This window comes from Salinicoccus carnicancri Crm, from assembly GCF_000330705.1.
GTDB classification, from domain to species: domain Bacteria; phylum Bacillota; class Bacilli; order Staphylococcales; family Salinicoccaceae; genus Salinicoccus; species Salinicoccus carnicancri.
This window is the reverse complement of the sequence record NZ_ANAM01000003.1, coordinates 103,343-121,705: the sequence shown is the minus strand read 5'-3', so window position 1 is coordinate 121,705 and position 18,363 is coordinate 103,343. Positions and strand designations below refer to the sequence as shown.

Annotated in this window: 14 protein-coding genes; all 14 read right to left on the bottom strand. The window is 38.5% G+C overall.

Annotated features, from left to right (window positions below):
- Positions 1 to 21 precede the first annotated feature (21 nt).
- The 14 genes from C792_RS0104015 to C792_RS0103950 all read right to left on the bottom strand — a co-directional run bounded on the left by C792_RS0104015 (position 22) and on the right by C792_RS0103950 (position 18,359).
- Positions 22 to 1,137, bottom strand: coding sequence for a sugar-transfer associated ATP-grasp domain-containing protein (locus C792_RS0104015; protein WP_017548161.1), 1,116 nt, complete (start codon positions 1,135 to 1,137; stop codon positions 22 to 24).
- 177 nt (positions 1,138 to 1,314) lie between these two features.
- Positions 1,315 to 3,162: a polysaccharide biosynthesis protein gene (locus C792_RS0104010; RefSeq protein ID WP_017548160.1), complete on the bottom strand. Its 1,848-nt coding sequence runs from the start codon at positions 3,160 to 3,162 to the stop codon at positions 1,315 to 1,317.
- A gap of 402 nt (positions 3,163 to 3,564) precedes the next feature.
- Positions 3,565 to 4,278 (bottom strand): CpsD/CapB family tyrosine-protein kinase, encoded by a 714-nt coding sequence (locus C792_RS0104005; RefSeq protein ID WP_017548159.1) that lies wholly within the window; start codon positions 4,276 to 4,278, stop codon positions 3,565 to 3,567.
- A gap of 15 nt (positions 4,279 to 4,293) precedes the next feature.
- Positions 4,294 to 4,968 (bottom strand): YveK family protein, encoded by a 675-nt coding sequence (locus tag C792_RS0104000; protein WP_017548158.1) that lies wholly within the window; start codon positions 4,966 to 4,968, stop codon positions 4,294 to 4,296.
- Positions 4,969 to 5,221: 253 nt separating this feature from the next.
- A complete protein-coding gene (locus tag C792_RS0103995; RefSeq protein ID WP_017548157.1) occupies positions 5,222 to 6,364 on the bottom strand; it encodes a DegT/DnrJ/EryC1/StrS family aminotransferase in 1,143 nt (380 codons plus the stop codon).
- Between the two features lie 2 nt (positions 6,365 to 6,366).
- Positions 6,367 to 6,993: an acetyltransferase gene (locus C792_RS0103990; RefSeq protein WP_017548156.1), complete on the bottom strand. Its 627-nt coding sequence runs from the start codon at positions 6,991 to 6,993 to the stop codon at positions 6,367 to 6,369.
- The gene (locus C792_RS0103985) at positions 6,990 to 7,598 is read right to left on the bottom strand and encodes a sugar transferase (RefSeq protein ID WP_017548155.1); all 609 of its coding nucleotides are present in this window, start codon (positions 7,596 to 7,598) and stop codon (positions 6,990 to 6,992) included. The genes C792_RS0103990 and C792_RS0103985 overlap by 4 nt, the downstream gene beginning before the upstream one ends.
- The gene (locus C792_RS0103980; RefSeq protein ID WP_017548154.1) at positions 7,579 to 8,823 is read right to left on the bottom strand and encodes a glycosyltransferase family 4 protein; all 1,245 of its coding nucleotides are present in this window, start codon (positions 8,821 to 8,823) and stop codon (positions 7,579 to 7,581) included. The genes C792_RS0103985 and C792_RS0103980 overlap by 20 nt, the downstream gene beginning before the upstream one ends.
- Positions 8,824 to 8,831: 8 nt before the next feature.
- Positions 8,832 to 10,766, bottom strand: a complete 1,935-nt coding sequence (locus C792_RS14250) for an alginate lyase family protein (protein ID WP_017548153.1) — start codon at positions 10,764 to 10,766, stop codon at positions 8,832 to 8,834.
- A gap of 4 nt (positions 10,767 to 10,770) precedes the next feature.
- Complete coding sequence (locus C792_RS0103970) at positions 10,771 to 12,867, bottom strand: bi-domain-containing oxidoreductase (RefSeq protein WP_017548152.1); 2,097 nt, start codon at positions 12,865 to 12,867, stop codon at positions 10,771 to 10,773.
- Positions 12,867 to 13,961 carry a glycosyltransferase family protein gene (locus tag C792_RS0103965; protein ID WP_017548151.1) on the bottom strand — a complete coding sequence of 365 codons (1,095 nt, stop codon included), beginning with the start codon at positions 13,959 to 13,961 and terminating at the stop codon, positions 12,867 to 12,869. Before C792_RS0103965 ends, C792_RS0103970 begins: the two co-directional genes overlap by 1 nt.
- 24 nt (positions 13,962 to 13,985) lie before the next feature.
- A complete protein-coding gene (locus C792_RS0103960; protein ID WP_017548150.1) occupies positions 13,986 to 15,323 on the bottom strand; it encodes an O-antigen polymerase in 1,338 nt (445 codons plus the stop codon).
- A complete protein-coding gene (locus C792_RS0103955; protein WP_017548149.1) occupies positions 15,320 to 16,549 on the bottom strand; it encodes an oligosaccharide flippase family protein in 1,230 nt (409 codons plus the stop codon). The genes C792_RS0103960 and C792_RS0103955 overlap by 4 nt, the downstream gene beginning before the upstream one ends.
- Before the next feature lie 16 nt (positions 16,550 to 16,565).
- The gene (locus tag C792_RS0103950; protein WP_017548148.1) at positions 16,566 to 18,359 is read right to left on the bottom strand and encodes a polysaccharide biosynthesis protein; all 1,794 of its coding nucleotides are present in this window, start codon (positions 18,357 to 18,359) and stop codon (positions 16,566 to 16,568) included.
- Positions 18,360 to 18,363: the final 4 nt, after the last annotated feature.

The window sequence follows — 18,363 nt, the reverse complement described above, 5'->3', positions numbered from 1 at the left end:
CCCTGCCCTTCCCCCGAAAATTCAGCCCTGCCGCATCATCCTGATCATCTGTTCCGTATGTTCTCCGAATACCGCCCTTCCACTGACCATCTGCGGAAACCAGACAGACTGTCCGAAGATGTTGAACTCCAGAAGAACAATATCATCATTCTCATCCAGCGTGAAATCCCACGAAACCATCCTCATATGCGGTGTCTTCTCATGCATCTCGCATGCCACCCGGATCAACTTGCCAATATTGGGAAGCGTGTGGTTCGCAAATAAAGTCCCTGTATCCGGATGAAATCTGTGTGCTTCCCCGAAAAACGTCAGCCCCTCGCTGCCGAGCTCCCCGTCGTCTGACACAGCGACCGATATGCCGCCGGCCTGTATATTATCGACATGGCTGCCGCCACGGCCCATGCTGAGCGTGATCGGGGCATGGAACACCCTGTCCCCGACAAGATAGGTGATCACCCTGAGAGTATTGACCGATCCGTCGTAAAGCGCCTTCAGGCTCCCACTCGGAATGATCTTCTCCTGTACGATGAAATCCCCGCCGTAGGAATCAAGCACTTCAGCAAGGGTACGGCCCGTGCGCCGGTCGGCACCATGCCGCAGATCATACAGCGCCACCGAATCCCCCGAGCTCGAATCGAGCGTCGGCTTGAAGACGGCCGCCCCGATGTTTTCAAGCGCCGCATGCGCTTTTTCCTTCGAGATGATCTTCCTGTCGCTCGTATAGAAGACCCCGCTGTTGTTGATGAGATACGTGTCAGGCAGCCTGACACCCTCGATGTCCCTGTAGTACATCGCGAGAAAACTCTTGTCGCTGATCATCCGGCCGATTTCCCTGTTGTTCAGCTTCCTCTCAAGTTTCGTGGTGAATAGCATCTCCGGAAAGTACTTCACATTGAACCTCCCCGAATAGCTCTGATACAGACGATGCCAACGCGTAGAAATCCGCCTGCCGTAGTGTTTCGCCCACATATCCTGTATCTCCGCTTCCTCACTTTCGCTGATCCTGACATTCCTGTACAGATGCCTTTTGCGGAAGATATTGTAGTATTCACCGGCCAGTATCTTGACCAGATACACGGAATTCACAGCCTTCAACACCCCTGCTGTCACTGTCTTTCTGTAACTGTCAGACCTCACACCATCTCCTCCTTGATATTCCAGGACACACAGACCTGTAAACAGTCGCTCATTCTGTTGCGTGGAAATATCTTTCACAATTTGCAGCTTGTATCGTACTCCCTTAATTGGACAATATTCATGAACAGTTGCTGTAATGCACCCGACCAAGAGTTCTACAGCACTGCACGCCTTTGATCAGCCCACTTTCTCTTTTAACAGTTCCGGCTGTTTCACATTTTCCTGACCGATGAATCTGAGTATGCTCTCTTTCAATTCGTTCTCGTCAATCGACAGGAATGTTCTGATATGAGACTCGATGATGCTGAGTGATGATTCAGATACCCTGCCCCGGTATATTTTTTCGTAAACTTGTTCCGGGTGTATTTCCTCTTTTTTCAACAACTCTTCGTAAAGTTTTTCCCCGGGGCGTATGCCGACGAATTCTATGCCGATGTCTTCCTCACTGAATCCGCACAGACGGATCATATTTTTGGCCAGATCGACGATCTTCACCGGTTCCCCCATATCAAGGACGAACACTTCCCCGCCTTCTGCCAGTGTGCCCGCCTGTATGACAAGCCGTGAGGCTTCCGGAATCGTCATGAAGTATCTTGTCATCCTCGGATCTGTTACTGTGACCGGCCCGCCCAGCTGTATCTGTTTTTTGAACTTGGGCACAACCGATCCCCGGCTTCCCAGAACGTTGCCGAATCTTACTGCGACGAGTGTCGTCTCTTCGCACCCCTTATCCAGTGCCTGCACGATCATTTCAGCCATCCGTTTCGTGGCGCCCATGACATTCGGTGGATTGACCGCCTTGTCCGTTGATATCATGACGAATTTCTTCGCTTTGAAGTGACACGCAGCTTCTGCAGTGTTCTTTGTACCGATCACGTTATTCTTCACTGCTTCCTGCGGATTGTACTCCATCATCGGTACATGTTTATGCGCCGCTGCATGGTAGACGATATCCGGGCGGTACTTCTCGAATACTTTGAACATGCGCTTCCTGTTCTGCACATCGGCGATGATCGGCACATAGCTGATGTTGTCATTCTTATTGTCCAGCACCTCTTCCAAAATCGTGTAGATGCTGTTTTCCCCATGTCCGAGCAGCAGTATCTTCCTCGGCTGGAATTTCGCAATCTGCCGGACGATTTCGGAACCTATGCTGCCGCCGGCTCCGGTGACGAGTATCGTCTTGTCAGCAACCTGTTCTTCAATGCCTTCAATATCGAGTTCCACCGGCTCACGGCCGAGCAGATCCTCGACTTCGACCCGTTTGAGCATATTGACTTCCAGCCGTCCGGACAGTATGTCTTCGATATTCGGCATGATCAGAACGTCCACTCCGTCCATGTTGGCGACGGCATGGATCTTCTTAAGTTCTTTCTTGCTCAAAGATGGAATCGCGATGACAATCTTTTTGATGCCGTACTTGTTGACCATCCGTTCCACGTCTTCGCGCTGTCCCTCGACTTTCACTCCGCCTGCAATTTCCATGTTCTGCTTGGCCGGATTGTCATCGATGACAACTACCGGGTTCATCCCCATTGCCGGATTATCCAGCATCTGCTTGATCAGGATCGAACCGCCTTTGCCTGCGCCGAAGATCAATGTCCGTATCATCTTCGGGCTGTGCGACCGCCTGCCGTTCAGCTGATGGTAGAGCAGCTTCCAGAACAGCCGTGAGCCGCCGATGAATATCATATGCATCATCCATGTAACGAGCATCAGACGCATGAATGTCATATTGAACAGCAGATAGGTCAGTATGGTGGTCGTGAGCATAGATGCCGAAACAGCCTGCGTAATTGAAATCAGTTCCCTGACACTCGCATATTCCCACGCCCGGTGATACAGGTTGAAAATATAGGCAAACAGATGATGGTTGATGAGCAGCACCGCCGCTGTGACCCCGAGTACAGTGAGCGGATACTCTGCAAAGAACGGCATGAGAATGTAGTAGCCGATGAACACCGAGAAAGTGACGATTAATGAATCGACTAAGAGAAAGAAAAAATAGCGTTTCCTCGCACCCATATTATCCTCTTCTTTCCGATGACCCTTATTTGGTTTTAAATGCACCCGTAAAGCTTCTTCCTGGTTTTCCCGGACGATTCCGCCTTGACCTCTCCAGACAGAGCCGCCCTCCGCACACTTCCAGTAAATTCATGTTTTACTTACACTTCCTGAAACACCCTTACGCGTATGCAGCTGGTCCGGTTGTTTTCTCGGTCGTCATCTCCCCTCTGTCACCCCCGTCACGGCACCCCTGTCGTGATAGAAATGAGAAATTTTATAAAATCATACAGATGCTTCTCTTTTTATATGGATCTGCATAATTCCACATGCACTGTTCACCCTCAATCCCTGCATGCTGTCATGATTGAGCCCTTCGTATGCACATGATTTTGGAAGTTGAAACTTCTTCCTGTATATTAATCAGCCGTCATGTGACGCCTGATGGTAATAGTAATCGTCTTTCGACCGGTATTTTGCATCCCGGTTGTTGAGGACGAGACCGATGATGTTCGCATCTGCCTTGTTCAGGAGATCCTTCGCCTCCAGCAGATGATTCCGGTTGTTGTTCTCAACATCCGTTATAAGTATGACACCGTCCGCACTTTTGCTCAGAATCTGCGCATCCGTCACTGATAATAAAGGCGGTGAATCCATGATGATCATTTCATATTGGAACTTGAGCGTTTCTATGAACTGCGACAGTTTCCTCGACGACAGCAGTTCCGACGGATTCGGCGGAATGGGTCCTGAAGTGATCAGATCGAGCATGTCGAATTCCGTCTCTTCCACCAGTTCCTCAACAGGCATATCTTTCACAGCCGCAGTCGAAAGGCCCGTCTGATTGCCTGATCTAAATGTATAGTGACACGTCGGACGTCTCAGATCCCCGTCCAACAGCAGTGTCTTTTTACCCGCCTGGGCATAGGCGATGGCCACATTCGATGCGATTGTCGATTTTCCCGCACCTGCCACAGCGGATGTGAAAAGTACCGACCGTATCGGCTTATCGACGCTCGAGTACATGATGTTGGTCCGGATCGTCCGGAACTGCTCGCTGACAGGAGACTGCGGCTTCGTTGCAACAATGGTATTCCTCGGCCCGCTAGCTCCGGTGTTCATCTTCCTGCCCTTCATATCCATGACCTCCCCTTATTCATCCATCCTTGCTATGGACCCGACCACAGGCATATCAAGGTATCTTTCCACATCCTCTTCGTCCCTTACGGACTTATCAAAGTAATCCATCGAAAAGGCCAGAACCAGTCCCAGTATCAGCCCAACCGCAATCCCCACTGTAATGTTTATCAGAGGATTCGGGGAAATAGGTTTTGTATCCGCTTCCAAATTCGAAGGTGAAAGGATGGAAACATTGTCGACATTCATGATAGTCGTCACCTGCTCCTGGAACACACGCACAATCTCATCAACAATACGCTGAGCCTCTTCCATACTCTCATCCGTAACCGTAACACTCAGCACCTGGGACTGCTCCTGATTGGTGACAGCCACCTGTTCGGAAAGACTTGAAAAAGAACTGTCCAATTCAAGGTTGCTGATCACATTTTCCAAAACAATCGGACTCTGAAGTATGTCACTGTATGTTCCAATCAGTTGCAGACTCGTTTCAATGTCCCGGTCGTTCATGTTCTCCGTTTCTTCCGATTCACTCACCAGGATCTGAGTCTGTGCCTGATAGCGTGGAGGAATGAGGAAAAACGTGATCAGAGCAGCGATAATACCTACCGCAAGAGCCCAAACGATGATCGAAGTCATGTTCTTCTTTAAAATCTCCAATGCTTTCTCAAGATTGACAGACTCCCGCATGGCCGCGCCCCCTTCAATTTTCCATCATAGTTACTTTAGTAATTTAAGGTATATTATTACATTTGAGTTGTGTTTATATCATTATAACAAGAGTTCATAAATATGCAATAGATTTTTGAATATTCAAATATTTTTAATGTGAATTATATACTTTACCATTATCGGAATTTCTCATCAAATAAAAACACATCAGTCCCATAATAAGGCTGATGTGTTGCTAAAGGATTCATTTCCGACACTCATATTCGAGTAACTATACGGTTTTGCATAGCTCTTCTATTTTCTTGGTCACATACCTCTGTTCTTGTTCTGTCATTTTCGTATCCGACGGCAGACAAACACCTGTTTCAAACAAATATCCGGAATTATCCCTATCTTCACTGTAGTAATCACAGTCCGCAAACAACGGCTGCATGTGCATCGGTTTCCACACCGGCCTTGCTTCGATATTGAACTTTGCAAGATGATCGACGATTTCAGCTGCTGTTACTCCAAATTTTTCTGAATCAACCGTCAGCGTAGATAACCAACGGTTATGGAATGTGTCTTTCATCTCAGGCATAAATCCGATTCCGGCAATATCATCCAGGGCTTCAACGTATCGATCGAATATTGCGCGCTTCTGCTCCACTCTCTGCGCAAGCACTTCCATCTGACCTCTTCCTATGCCGGCACTGATATTGCTCAGACGGTAGTTATAGCCAACTTCACTGTGCTGGTAATGAACAGCCTGGTCCCTGGACTGAGTTGCCTTCTTCAAAGCCTTTTGAATCATTTCTTCATCGTCGGAGACAATCATCCCACCGCCGGATGTAGTGATGATCTTGTTACCATTAAACGAATAAATTCCAAATTTGCCGAAAGTGCCACTCATCTTTCCTTTGTATCTGGATCCAAGAGATTCTGCAGCATCTTCGACCACAGCTACACCGTATTCATCACAAATGGCCATCAGCTCATCCATTTTGGCAGATTGGCCGTAGAGATTCACAATAACGACAGCCTTCGGCAGTTGGCCCTTGGACGTATAATCTTCAAATGCCTTTTTCAAAGCAACGGGCGACATATTCCAGCTATCCAGATCAGAATCTATGAAAACTGGTTCAGCACCAAGGTAAAGGATCGGATTCGCACTGGCTATGAATGTTAGAGAAGAACAGAATACGAAATCAGCCTGCCCGACACCTAAAAGATCCAACGCAATATGTATACCGCCTGTCCCACTTGATAATGCACAGGCAGCTTTAGTACCAGTGAACTCTTTCACCTGATTCTCAAATTCATTCACATTATTACCCAAAGGAGCAATCCAGTTAGTATCAAATGCCTCTTTTACATATTTCTCTTCAGTTCCACCCATGTGAGGGGATGACAAAAAGATTCTTTGATTTTCCATAACTATGATCTCCTTTTAATAACTTTTGCCGGCACTCCTACTACAACAGAATTATGCTGTATATCGTGGGTTACTACTGAACCTGCTCCAATAACAGTATTTTGATGTATGGTTGTATTAGGTATGACAGTCGAACCGGCACCGACATGTGTTGCTTCCTTAACAGTTACAGTACCTGCTAAAGTTGCACCCGGTGATATATGAACAAAATCATCAATTGTATTATCATGTTCCACCACCGCGCGTGTATTGATAATCGAATGTTTACCAATTTTAGCCCCTGGATTTACAACTGCTCCAGGCATAATCACTGTGCCAACACCTATTTGAACATCTGGAGAAATGATTGAGGTAGTGTCCAGTACAGATACAAAATCATTATCTGTAAGTGTACTCTTTTCAATAACATTTTTTCTCGTTTCATTATCTCCAATAGCAACCACAAAAGAATAATTCCCTTTGTAGTCTTCAATGGTATTGCTATTATCATAAAAAACACCATTTGTTTCAGTGTATTTTTCTATCGAGTCATCCAATATGCCTCGCAACACATACTCATCAGTACGTTCAATCATCGCTTGAATAACCTTACTATGACCACCATTGCCTATCAATACAATTTCAGTCATAATGATTCCACTTTCTTCGAACCTGTGAATTTTTCCATGGTCGCCTGACCGGATTGATTAATATCCTCACTCTTTATAACCTTCATAAGAGTCATATAGAGTATTTTCATATCCAAAAGAAAAGATTGGTTCTCAACATACCACACATCCAGTTCAAACTTTTCTTCCCACGAAATAGCATTGCGGCCGTTGACCTGTGCCCAGCCGGTAATTCCCGGCTTGACATCATGTCTCTTCATTTGTCTCTCATCATATAAGTCCATATATTCCTTAAGCAATGGCCGAGGGCCAACCAGACTTATATCGCCTTTCACAACATTAATTAATTGAGGCAGTTCATCTAAACTGTATTTGCGGATAAACTTACCTGTTTCAGTCAGACGAACAGAATCAGGTAATAACTCACCATTCTCATCCTTTTTATCGGTCATCGTTCTAAATTTGTACAATTCAAATGGTTTGCCATGAAGACCGGGTCTTACTTGCTTAAAGAGAACAGGAGAACCAAGCTTTTTCTTAACGACTACTGCAGTTCCAACAATTATAGGAGTAACAACAGCAACACCTATTGAAGAAGTAGATAAATCAAACATTCTTTTTATCATTGACTAGTTCCTCCATGTGGCTAATGTACTTTTTAGCGAGAGTCTTTCGTTCAAAATTCTCCACGACAAAATTATAACCATTGATACCCATCTCGTTTAATCTTTTTCGATTTCCTTTTAAACTTAAAATTGTATCTACCATTTCATCAGTATTATTGGGACTCACATATATACCGGCATCATTTTTTTCAACAAGGTCTCGAGCGATACCATCAATTCCAAGTAAAATGGGCTTTTTACACGACATATAATCAAATACTTTATTTGGATATACTGTTTTAAATGTATCATTGTCCTGTAATATTGCCGTACATAAGTTTGAAGTATTACAAAAATCAGGCATCGATTCTTTAGGTTGCGCGTCAATAAAAGTAACATTATCTAGTCCATGCTGATTCGCATATTCAACTAGTTCTTTCTTTTTCATACCGTCACCGATCAGCATGAAGTGAACATCCTGGTCTATATTTTTGATCTTTTTGGCTGCTTTTAAAAGACTAATGAGATTATTTGCTAAACCATGAGCGCCCATATATGTGATTATGAACTTATCTTTTAACTGATATTTTTCCCTCACCCAACCTACGTCTTCTTTTGGTATGAAAATATCACTATCTGCCCCATTAGGAATATATATTATTTTATCCTCTGACACTTCTTTATCAACCACTAATTTATTCTTGAATGCTGGTGTAAGCACATTAATTCTATCAGCAGCTTTGTAAGAAAATTTTTCAATCAGGTAAGCCAATTGAATAATTGGTCTGCTTGTAAGTATACCTGTATCTATTGCAGACTCAGGCCAAAGATCCCTGACTTCAAAAATTAATGGTTTTCTTTTCAGTGTTTTCGCAATTATACCTGTTATACCCACAAATAATGGTGGGGATGTCACTACGATTACGTCTGCTTTTTTCACTTTAAATAAAGCAAATGTTGATGACAAATTGAATGAGAAGTAACCAAAAAGGCGTCCTATGAAGTTTTTGTTATAACCTTCTGAAACATGACATCTCAACACTTTAACTGAAGGCGAAATCCTCTCCTCAGTTATAAATTTACCTTTGTATTTTGAGTCTTTCATGCCCGTCGTATAGTTTACGGTGCCTGCAAGAACAGTAATTGTATGTCCCTGTTCTTCCCAATATTTCACAAACTGGTTGAAGCGTGAACCTCCCGATCCATTTTGATTTAAAAAGAATTGGTGTACTAAAAGCATGTGCATTTTACTTTTCATCCTTTGGAAAGTATACTTTTAACTTTTATATTTTTTCTGTCTGACTTGGTATGATAAACAATTTGATTGGCTGGATGTATTTCACCATATGTTGACGACATCCACCCTCTAAAGTTTTCCTCATCACCAGAATATAGATCAATTACAGATTCAGTATCACCAACTATATCCAAGCTCCAATTGTCATAATCCAATCTTACCGCATTACCTTTGATGATAGCCTTCAACTCAGTTAACCATTGTACTTTAATATCAGTATCCGATTCAGCTTCATTAACTATCTCATCGTCTATAACCAGCTTATCTTCATAAAGAGTCAGAGTTCTGATGTGACGATACTCCTTATAATTAGAAAGCTCTACTTCAATTGATGATTTATTATTTTGATGTGTTACTTTCGGGGTTTTTGACTCTGACCAGTTAAACCAAATGAATCGGCTGCCTTTAGTCATTTGATTGCTATCATTGATTAATACTGTATTATGAGAGAATGTCCCATTGAAATAGTTCAATACTTTTTCTTCATCATTGTAACTATAAGTTCCGGCATCACCGAAAATACACTGATTTCCATACCATATTTCTACGTGGTTCATATCCGCCTGCACAGGTCTTTCTTTATAGGTCTTGGATTTTATAAATACTTTAAAATTGCCTTTTCTTAATATATGATACCCACCATATTCATTTACAATTAATGATTTATCATCTGTTGTTTTACATACAGAATGTTTTTCGTCCATATTGGCCGGGTTTAGTAAATAGAGTATCTCATTAACAGAATCATCATTAAATAGAAGGTCTTTATTCAGTTGGTAATTTAAGCATTGCAGTACTGGTCGATAATCACCATACTCTCTTTCTGTCAACGGCATTATATACGATCCATCATTCATGCCGTAATTCGGAACTTCTCCAGACTCTGAAATTACATCCATAAAATAATTGAGGGAAAGTTGTGCTCTATCTCTTACTATTGAAGACAGTCTTTTATTTAAACTTTGTGTGCTTGCTATATACCATGATATATTTTGTAGAACTAAACGATGGTAATTGTGCGAATGTTGTATGAAGGTCCCATCTTTTTTGACCTGCCAGCCGATTTCTCTTTCAAGCACTTTAATACCTTTTTTATAGAGTTTTTTACTGGAGGGCAAAAAGTCAAATGTATTACCTAATACTGTAAGGGTCGTTGCTTCTGAAATACTGTGGTTATTCTTCACAGCTTCCACTGCAAAGTTGATATGTTTATAAATGTGATTAGCATAATGAGAAATACATTTCAGCAGCGTTATAAGCCTGTCATCAGTTGTAGCCGGGTGGTCCACAAAGTGATATAGCGCAAAAACCCACGCATTAGTTCTGAATGACATTTCCTGACTGCATTTATAATTGACACCAATTTCGAGTGGGTTTTTTTGTATAAAATCTTCGAATAGTTGCCAGAATTTTTCTACATATATATCGTTTTTTGTATATAGATATGCTCTGGTGAGATCATATGCAAAAGTAAATCGACTCAATTCCCATATCCATTTGATATCTCCAAAATCACTATTAAAATCAGAAATCTTACTCCAATGAAGTTTGGAGGGTGCAAATTTTTCAGTTTTGGGAGAGTAGTTCCACCCTCTAAATTCGAATTTTTCATCATTGAAATAATAGAATTTCGATTCAAGAATATTATCAGCTCTTTCAAGCAAAGCTAATTTATCAAATTCATTGATTGAGAATGAGGTATTCAAATTTGATAAATTAGCTTTTAAGGTACTACTTACTAATTCTTTATCTATTTTTGCACCAATATCGATATCCTCTAAATCAATAGGTTTATAAGCTCTTTCCAGGTATCCAAATTTCTTCTTGATTTCGTATTGGATACGGTACAATGTCCAGCGAATCCCCATGTTTTTTATAATTTCTAATTGCATATAATCAATTCCTTATAATCTGATCAAGATCAATACTGATTCTTGATACTTCAATCAGTTCTTCAAAAGAAATAAGCGGAGTATTAGTTTTTGTACTATTTAAAAACGAATTGATGCACTTAGCATGACCTTTATCTTGTTTCGGAGATTTCAATTTACTGAATTTATCAAACCCGTAACCACGAAGGATTTTAAAGTTATCAATTTCAAGTATTTTATCTTCACAGTTAACCTGTACATTTTCCTTAGGGTATGATTTATTACCATTCGCATAATAATTTATATTCGCGATAGATCCATCTTTGAATTTTAATATAATGGAAAATGTATCGAATGTATCATTTCGGTCGTTCATTGATACTATTTCATAGTCTGATATTTCTGATCCAGAAATATATTTGGCCAAATCGATAAAATGACATGCTTCTCCAATTAAGCGGCCACCACCAACATTAGGATCTTGAGTCCAATGTTCTACTGGAATTTTTCCTGCATTAACATTTATCATTATTGACTTAGCTGAGATTGTTGATTCTAATAAACCCATCATTTTTTCAATCAGAGGTGAAAACCTTCTGTTAAAACCAACCATTATATGCTGGTCAGTATATATTGCTTCCAACTCATCCAACTCTTTGTGGGTTAAAGCTAATGGTTTTTCCACAAAAACAGCCTTATTATTTTTAAGTGCAGATTTCACATATTCAAAATGCGTATCATGTCTTGTCGTAATAATTACTGTATTGATTTCATCATCTGATAGTACTTTGTCAATATTAGTCGTAGAAAACTCAAATCCACGCTTTTTCCCTACTACTGTCGAACTTAATCCTGCAGAACTGACGATAGTCTTCAATCTGTATTCCTGATCTATTTTTGGCAATAATGTTTGGCTAGTATAATTTCCAGCTCCTATGACACCGACCGTGACATTAGATTTAACAGAAAGCTTTCTATCTCCTATCTCAACTATGTCCTGATCATCAACTTGTTCATGGTTGTATTCAAATAATCCGCCAATAACATTACCTGTATTACTCAACTCTTCATATGCTTTTTCTGCTTCTTCAAACTTAAACTTATGGGTGATCAAACTATTAAAAGAAAGTCGATTTGTTTTTATCATATTTAAAATTGCCTGGAAATTCCTATTTTCCGTCCATCTTACATAGCCATAGGGATAATCTACACCTTTTTCTTCATAGTTAGCATCATACCTTCCTGGACCATATGAAGATGAAACCTGGAAAGTGATTTCTTTTTCATAAAAAGGCGTCCGATCAATATCTAGCCCAACCACTCCAACAAGTACAATCTTGCCTCTTTTACGTGTCATATGAGCTGCTTGCATTATTGGTTCATTACTCTTAGTAGAGGCAGTAATCAGGACTTTATCTGCACCTTGATTAGTAGTTTTCTTTTTTACATATTCGACAATATCAATACCATCTTTTGCATTAATAGCATCGACACCATAGCTTTTGGCCATTTCCACTTTAGATTCGTCAAAGTCAGTTGCGATTACATGACACCCACTTGCAACAAGAATTTGAGAGGCAATTAAACCCATCAGTCCAAGCCCCGTTATCACAACAGTGTCACCAATTTCTGTTTCTAAAAGCCTAACCCCTTGTAAAGGAATCGAAGAAATCACAGTGAAAGCCGCATCTTCTAGACTGACACCTTCAGGAATTTTAGCAACCAAGTTTTTATTTACTGCAACAATTTCAGCATGCGCACCATTTGAAATAACCAAATCCCCTATTTCAAAATCGTTACAATCATCTCCTACTGCGATTATTTCACCGCAAGAACTGTATCCTAACGGTATAGGTTGATCTAATTTCGATTTCACAGCATTATAAGTCGTGTTAAAACCATCAGTCTTAACTTTATTAATAACTTCCTTTACTTTTTCGGGTTGTTGCCGTGCTTTTTGAAGATAATTCGCTTTTCCAAAGTCGACTAGCATTCTTTCAGTACCAACAGAAACAGCGCTGTAATAGTTCTTTATCAAGACTCCATTATTAGGGACTTTAGGCTTTGATATATCTTCTAATTTTATAGTTCCATCACCAAATGAATTTAAAAGTTGTTTCACTAATTTAATACCTCCAAAAGTTTATTAAAGTCTTTGTCCCAAAAACAAGAATTTTTCGCCTTTAATACTTTTTTTCTCAAATCTTCATAATTATCTTCTATACTATTTAAGCTTTCGATAATTTTTAGTGAATCACTATATATTTCTCCAAGTTCTAATTTATTAACTTCTTGTGCTAGCGCTTGGTTATTCGATGATAAGACTACTAAACCTGCATGCACATAATCATAAAGTTTATTTGGAATAGTGTATCTAGTTCCTTCTATTAACTTATGGGGGATAACTCCAATATCATAAAAAGATAATTCTTGTGTTAGATTATTTCGATTTACCGGCTTCCTGACGATGACATTTTCAGCTACATCATACTGGTTTACAACTTTTAATGTATACTCAAAATTAAAAGTATATATAGTAAGTAAGTAAGTACTCCCCTTGATACTTTTCATGAAGTTTTTCAAATCTCTAACTTTATCATCAACCGTTCCAATATAGACTAATCTATTGTTAAAAGATTTCTTAGAATTTAAGTTATTATTTTTTAAAACATCACGTTTTAATGGAAAGTTGCTTATGTCAATAATCTTCTCCGAATTTGTTTTATGTTTATTCATTATTAGCTTTTTACTGTTCGCTGTCACAACTATAATTTTATATGCACTTTTAACCACTAGTTTTTCGTAAATATTAAAGAAATTGTATAACATTGAACCTATTATTTTATTATCTCGGAAAGAAGAAAAAACTTCAGGATAATTATCTGCAATATCTACAATAACTCTTTTATTTTTGGAAAAAAAACGACCAAGATCATACGTGAAAATATCTCTACAAATTATATAATCAAATTTTTGTTTACGAAGTCTTCTTATTTTAGGTTTAAGTAGAAAATGTTTTATAGGTAAAAACTTAGTAATACCTTTTATATTCAAATTTATAATTTCGACATTGTCATAACTGAACATATCTTTTTTTGATTCATCAAGATTCATCGTTAGTAATGACACATCGTATCCATTATTGGCTAAACTGTCTATTGTTTTAACTACTCTTTGTTGTGGGAATGCTAACGTAATACATAGTACTTTTTTCACAGCCATTCATCCTGTCTAAAATTATTAATTACTAGATTTAATTAATCTTATTTTGTTAAATGATACTAGGAGCATTAAGTTAATTATTAACGGAAATATTATTCTGTATGGAGTACCAGTACTTATACCACTTTTAATCAAAAATAAAAAAATAGGTAGTAAGAACATCATCGTTATTACTGAAAGATATTGGCTATTATAGTTAGTTTCTAAAACTTTTTTATATAATAGTCCTATTAATATCCCAAGAAAGAAAAACAATAAAACTGTATTAAGTGACCCCACATTCCAATAGATTTCACCAATTAAACTAGGATTTTGGCCAGTGCCTGAAATGTATTGGGATTTGTTAAAGATCTCATTGTATATTAATGCAGTATTATCGGGTTTGTATGGAATTAAAATACTTGGTATAAAAATTAATAAAGAACTTAGAATACTAAACCCACCTAGGTAATCTACGCTATTCGGAACATAATACATTATTACATTTAAACCATCAATGAAACTTAAAGCGCCATTAATGACAGTGTTATAAAGTAAATCAAACCAATTTGCTTTAAAATGCTCCCAGCTGCCAAATCTGCTGAATGACCTGAAATAAGCAAAATAAGATATGAAAAAAATAAAACCTAAGAAACAAAAGGTTAAGAACTGCCTAAAATTTATAGGCTTTCTACGAATTTCATAAACCAATAGAAGTGATAAGAGCACTAAGAAAAAGAGGATTCTTCCTCCTACTGTAAATAACGGTAACAGTGAAAAAAGAAAAAAGAAAAATGTATAAAAATTGAAATTCATAGCTTTTACACATAGTAAAAGTATAATGGCCACACTGAAAGAGGGAATAAAAGTAAACACTATACCTAATCCAGAAAATTCATTAGTTTTTTCTGAGAAAGAGCTCACGAGGCCATTCCAACCTCCAAATAATACAAATAAAATTAATACTGACCCATAACTTATAATAAAATTGAGTGCCAAGATTATATTTTTTTCAGTTTTTGTTATATTTAATATTTTGATGTCAGTTCGGGTTGTAATTTTATCACCTAAAATACCTCCGAAAATAAAAATTAAATATATTAAAAAAGAGAAAATTAAAGAAATAATCATATTATTTTTAGGTATATTAAATTGGTTATATCCAAACATTAACGTTATGAACCTAACACAAAAACCCATTATATATACAAAACTAATTAATGTATATAAATTCAACCATGTCTGGAATTTACTTCTATAATACAATGCGATTAACACGGAGGCTATACTGAAAACTAGAGGAGGTAAAAGATAGAAATTTACTGCACTTATTATAGTTATCAATATTAATGATACGAGTATAATTAAATAGCTCATAAATAGAACCTCCTCCTCACTTTAAAATATATGAAAATTATGTACAAAAACATAATAAAATAAGCTGAGCTAGAGGCGATAGCACTCCCTGTTATACCATAAATCGGTATTAGGACTAAATTAAAAACAATAGTGAATATTACACATATTAAGGATCCAATGGATGAGTATTTTCCATAACCATCAGCTGCAAGCCTATGATAAACTATTCTAAATAAACTGATGAAAAACATACCTGGTATAAGATAGAGGATTATTTGGTATGCTAACTCAAACTTCCCTGGAAATATGATAGATATCAACTGCCTACCGAAGATAACAAGTATAAGAGATGCAACAGAACATATAAACATGCTGATGATAACACCTTGTGCCATAAGCTTTTCTTTCTTCTTTTCACTAGTAATAGTTGGTGTCTTTTGGAATATGAGTATATTTATGATTTGATTAATCTTTCCAACACTATCAATAAATAATACAGCGATTGTATAATTACTCAATAATGCAAAAGATAGCATTGCTCCTATAATAAATGTATCAATTCTATAATTTAGAAAATTAAATAAAGATGTAAAATATAGTGGCAATCCCAGAGATGCTAATTCTTTGAATTCCTCAGTCATCTTTATTTCATTTTTTCTAATTACATCTTTGTTTCTATACAATTTCCATTTCAAAAAAAGAGTTACCAATAACAATGCAATACTATAAGCAAGGACCGCACTATAAATATTCACGTTAAACATTATAATTATAATTATAAAAATTAAGGGGGAAAGCATATGAACTAAATTGGTACTGAGAAAATAAATGTTGGATTTCTGTAGGCCCAAAAATAAAAATGACAATAAATAATTTAACAAAAAAATGGTAGTCAAGGTACTTCCTATTATAATTAGTGGAATATGAATATCATTATATATCTCTTGAAAAATATACCCCCCGACTATTGAAGTAATACCACCAATAATTAGTGAATATAAGTAAATTATTTTAATTAAATTTATACTGATTATTTTGCTTCTTGCAGATTTAATACTGATAGCATGTCCCATACCAATATTTACCAATAGAGCTAAAAGATTTGGCATCAGAATTAAGATATTATATACACCAAATTCCTCTTCGCTCAGAAAATTACCAAACACTATTCTTGAAATTAAGTTTCCAGCTATTCCAATTGTTTGTAGTATAAGGCTCATTAAAACTACTTTATATTTGTTCATTTTAAAACGACCATTCTCACTTTACATATAATAGTAACTTTTGTTTAATATCTTTTGAATTCATACATTTTGTAATAAAATTGTTGATATCAATCTTTTTCATATCCTTCACTTTACCAATATATATTTTTTCAAAGACTTGCTCCGGATATATCTCATCTTCACTTAATAGTTCCTCATACAATTTTTCTCCCTGTCTTATACCATTGAATTGTATTTCAATTTCATCTTCTGAATATCCACTCAACCTAATCATATTTTTGGCGAGATCAACAATTTTGACTGGTTGACCCATATCAAGTACAAATACCTCTCCGCCTTTTGCTAAACTCCCTGCCTGTATAACCAATCTTGATGCTTCAGGTATTGTCATGAAATACCTTGTCATTCGTTCATCAGTAACTGTGATCGGTCCTCCAGCTTCTATCTGCTTTCTGAATTTAGGTATTACGGAACCTCGGCTACCAAGTACGTTTCCGAATCTTACCGCAACCAGTGTTGTATCTTCTGTTTCTGCATCCAGTGCCTGCACTACCATTTCTGCAACTCGTTTCGTTGCTCCCATGACATTTGGTGGGTTAACTGCTTTATCCGTAGAGATCAGTACAAATTTATCAGCTTTATATTCACAGGCCGCTTCTGCTGTATTCTTCGTACCTATAATATTGTTTTTAACCGCTTCTTTCGGGTTATACTCCATCAAAGGTACATGCTTATGAGCCGCTGCGTGATATACGATACTCGGTTTATACTCTTCAAACACTTCAAAGATTCTTTCCCTGTCCTGCACATCTGCAATTATGGGGATATATTCGACACTACTTTTCATACCTGACATTTCTTCCAAAATGGTGTAGATGCTGTTTTCTCCGTGGCCAAGGAGTATTACCTGTCTTGGCTGGAACTTGGATATCTGCCGGACGAGTTCGGAGCCGATGCTTCCGCCTGCACCTGTCACAAGAACTGCTTTGTCCCTGATTTGATCTTCTATGCCCTCTGAATCGAGTTCAACCGGTTCTCTTCCCAGGAGGTCCTCGACTTCCACTTTTTTCAGTGCATTGACTTCTACCCTTCCTGACATGACATCATCAATGTTCGGCATTGTCAGGACTTCCACTCCATCACGGTTCGCAAGGGCATGGATTTCGTTCAGCTCTGATTTTGTAAGCGACGGTATGGCGATGACCACTTTTTCAATGCCATACTTCTCAATCAGTTTCTGTATGTCTTCTCTCGTACCTTCAACTTTGACTCTTCCAGCGAGTTCCATTCTCTGTTTTGCTGAATCATCATCTACTGCTACAATTGGATTCATTTCCATTGCCGGTGTGTCCATGATCTGCTTAATCAGCATGGAGCCGCCTTTTCCTGCACCGACGATCAGTGTTTTCTTATGACGCGAGTCTTTCGCATTCTTGCCTACAATCTGTTTCCTCATCACCCGCCAGGAAAGTCTGGACCCTCCGATCAGAATCAGATGCATCATCCATGTAATGAGCATCAATCTGGTGAAAGTGGTCTGGAAAAGCAGAAAGTTCAATATGTACGTCGTCACAATCGAGGCTGTCACGGCCTGGGTGATGGATATCAGCTCCCGGACGCTCGCATACTCCCATGCCCGGTGATATAAATTGAAGATGTAGGCGTATATATGGTGACTGACCAACAGAATTACTGCCGTGATTACCAGCGACGGCCATGTATACTGCAGAAAGAATGGCGCCAGGATGTAATATCCCAGAAACACCGAAAATGTAACTATGATTGAATCTATAAAAAGCAGGAGAAAATATCTTTTTCTTGCTCCCATCTAT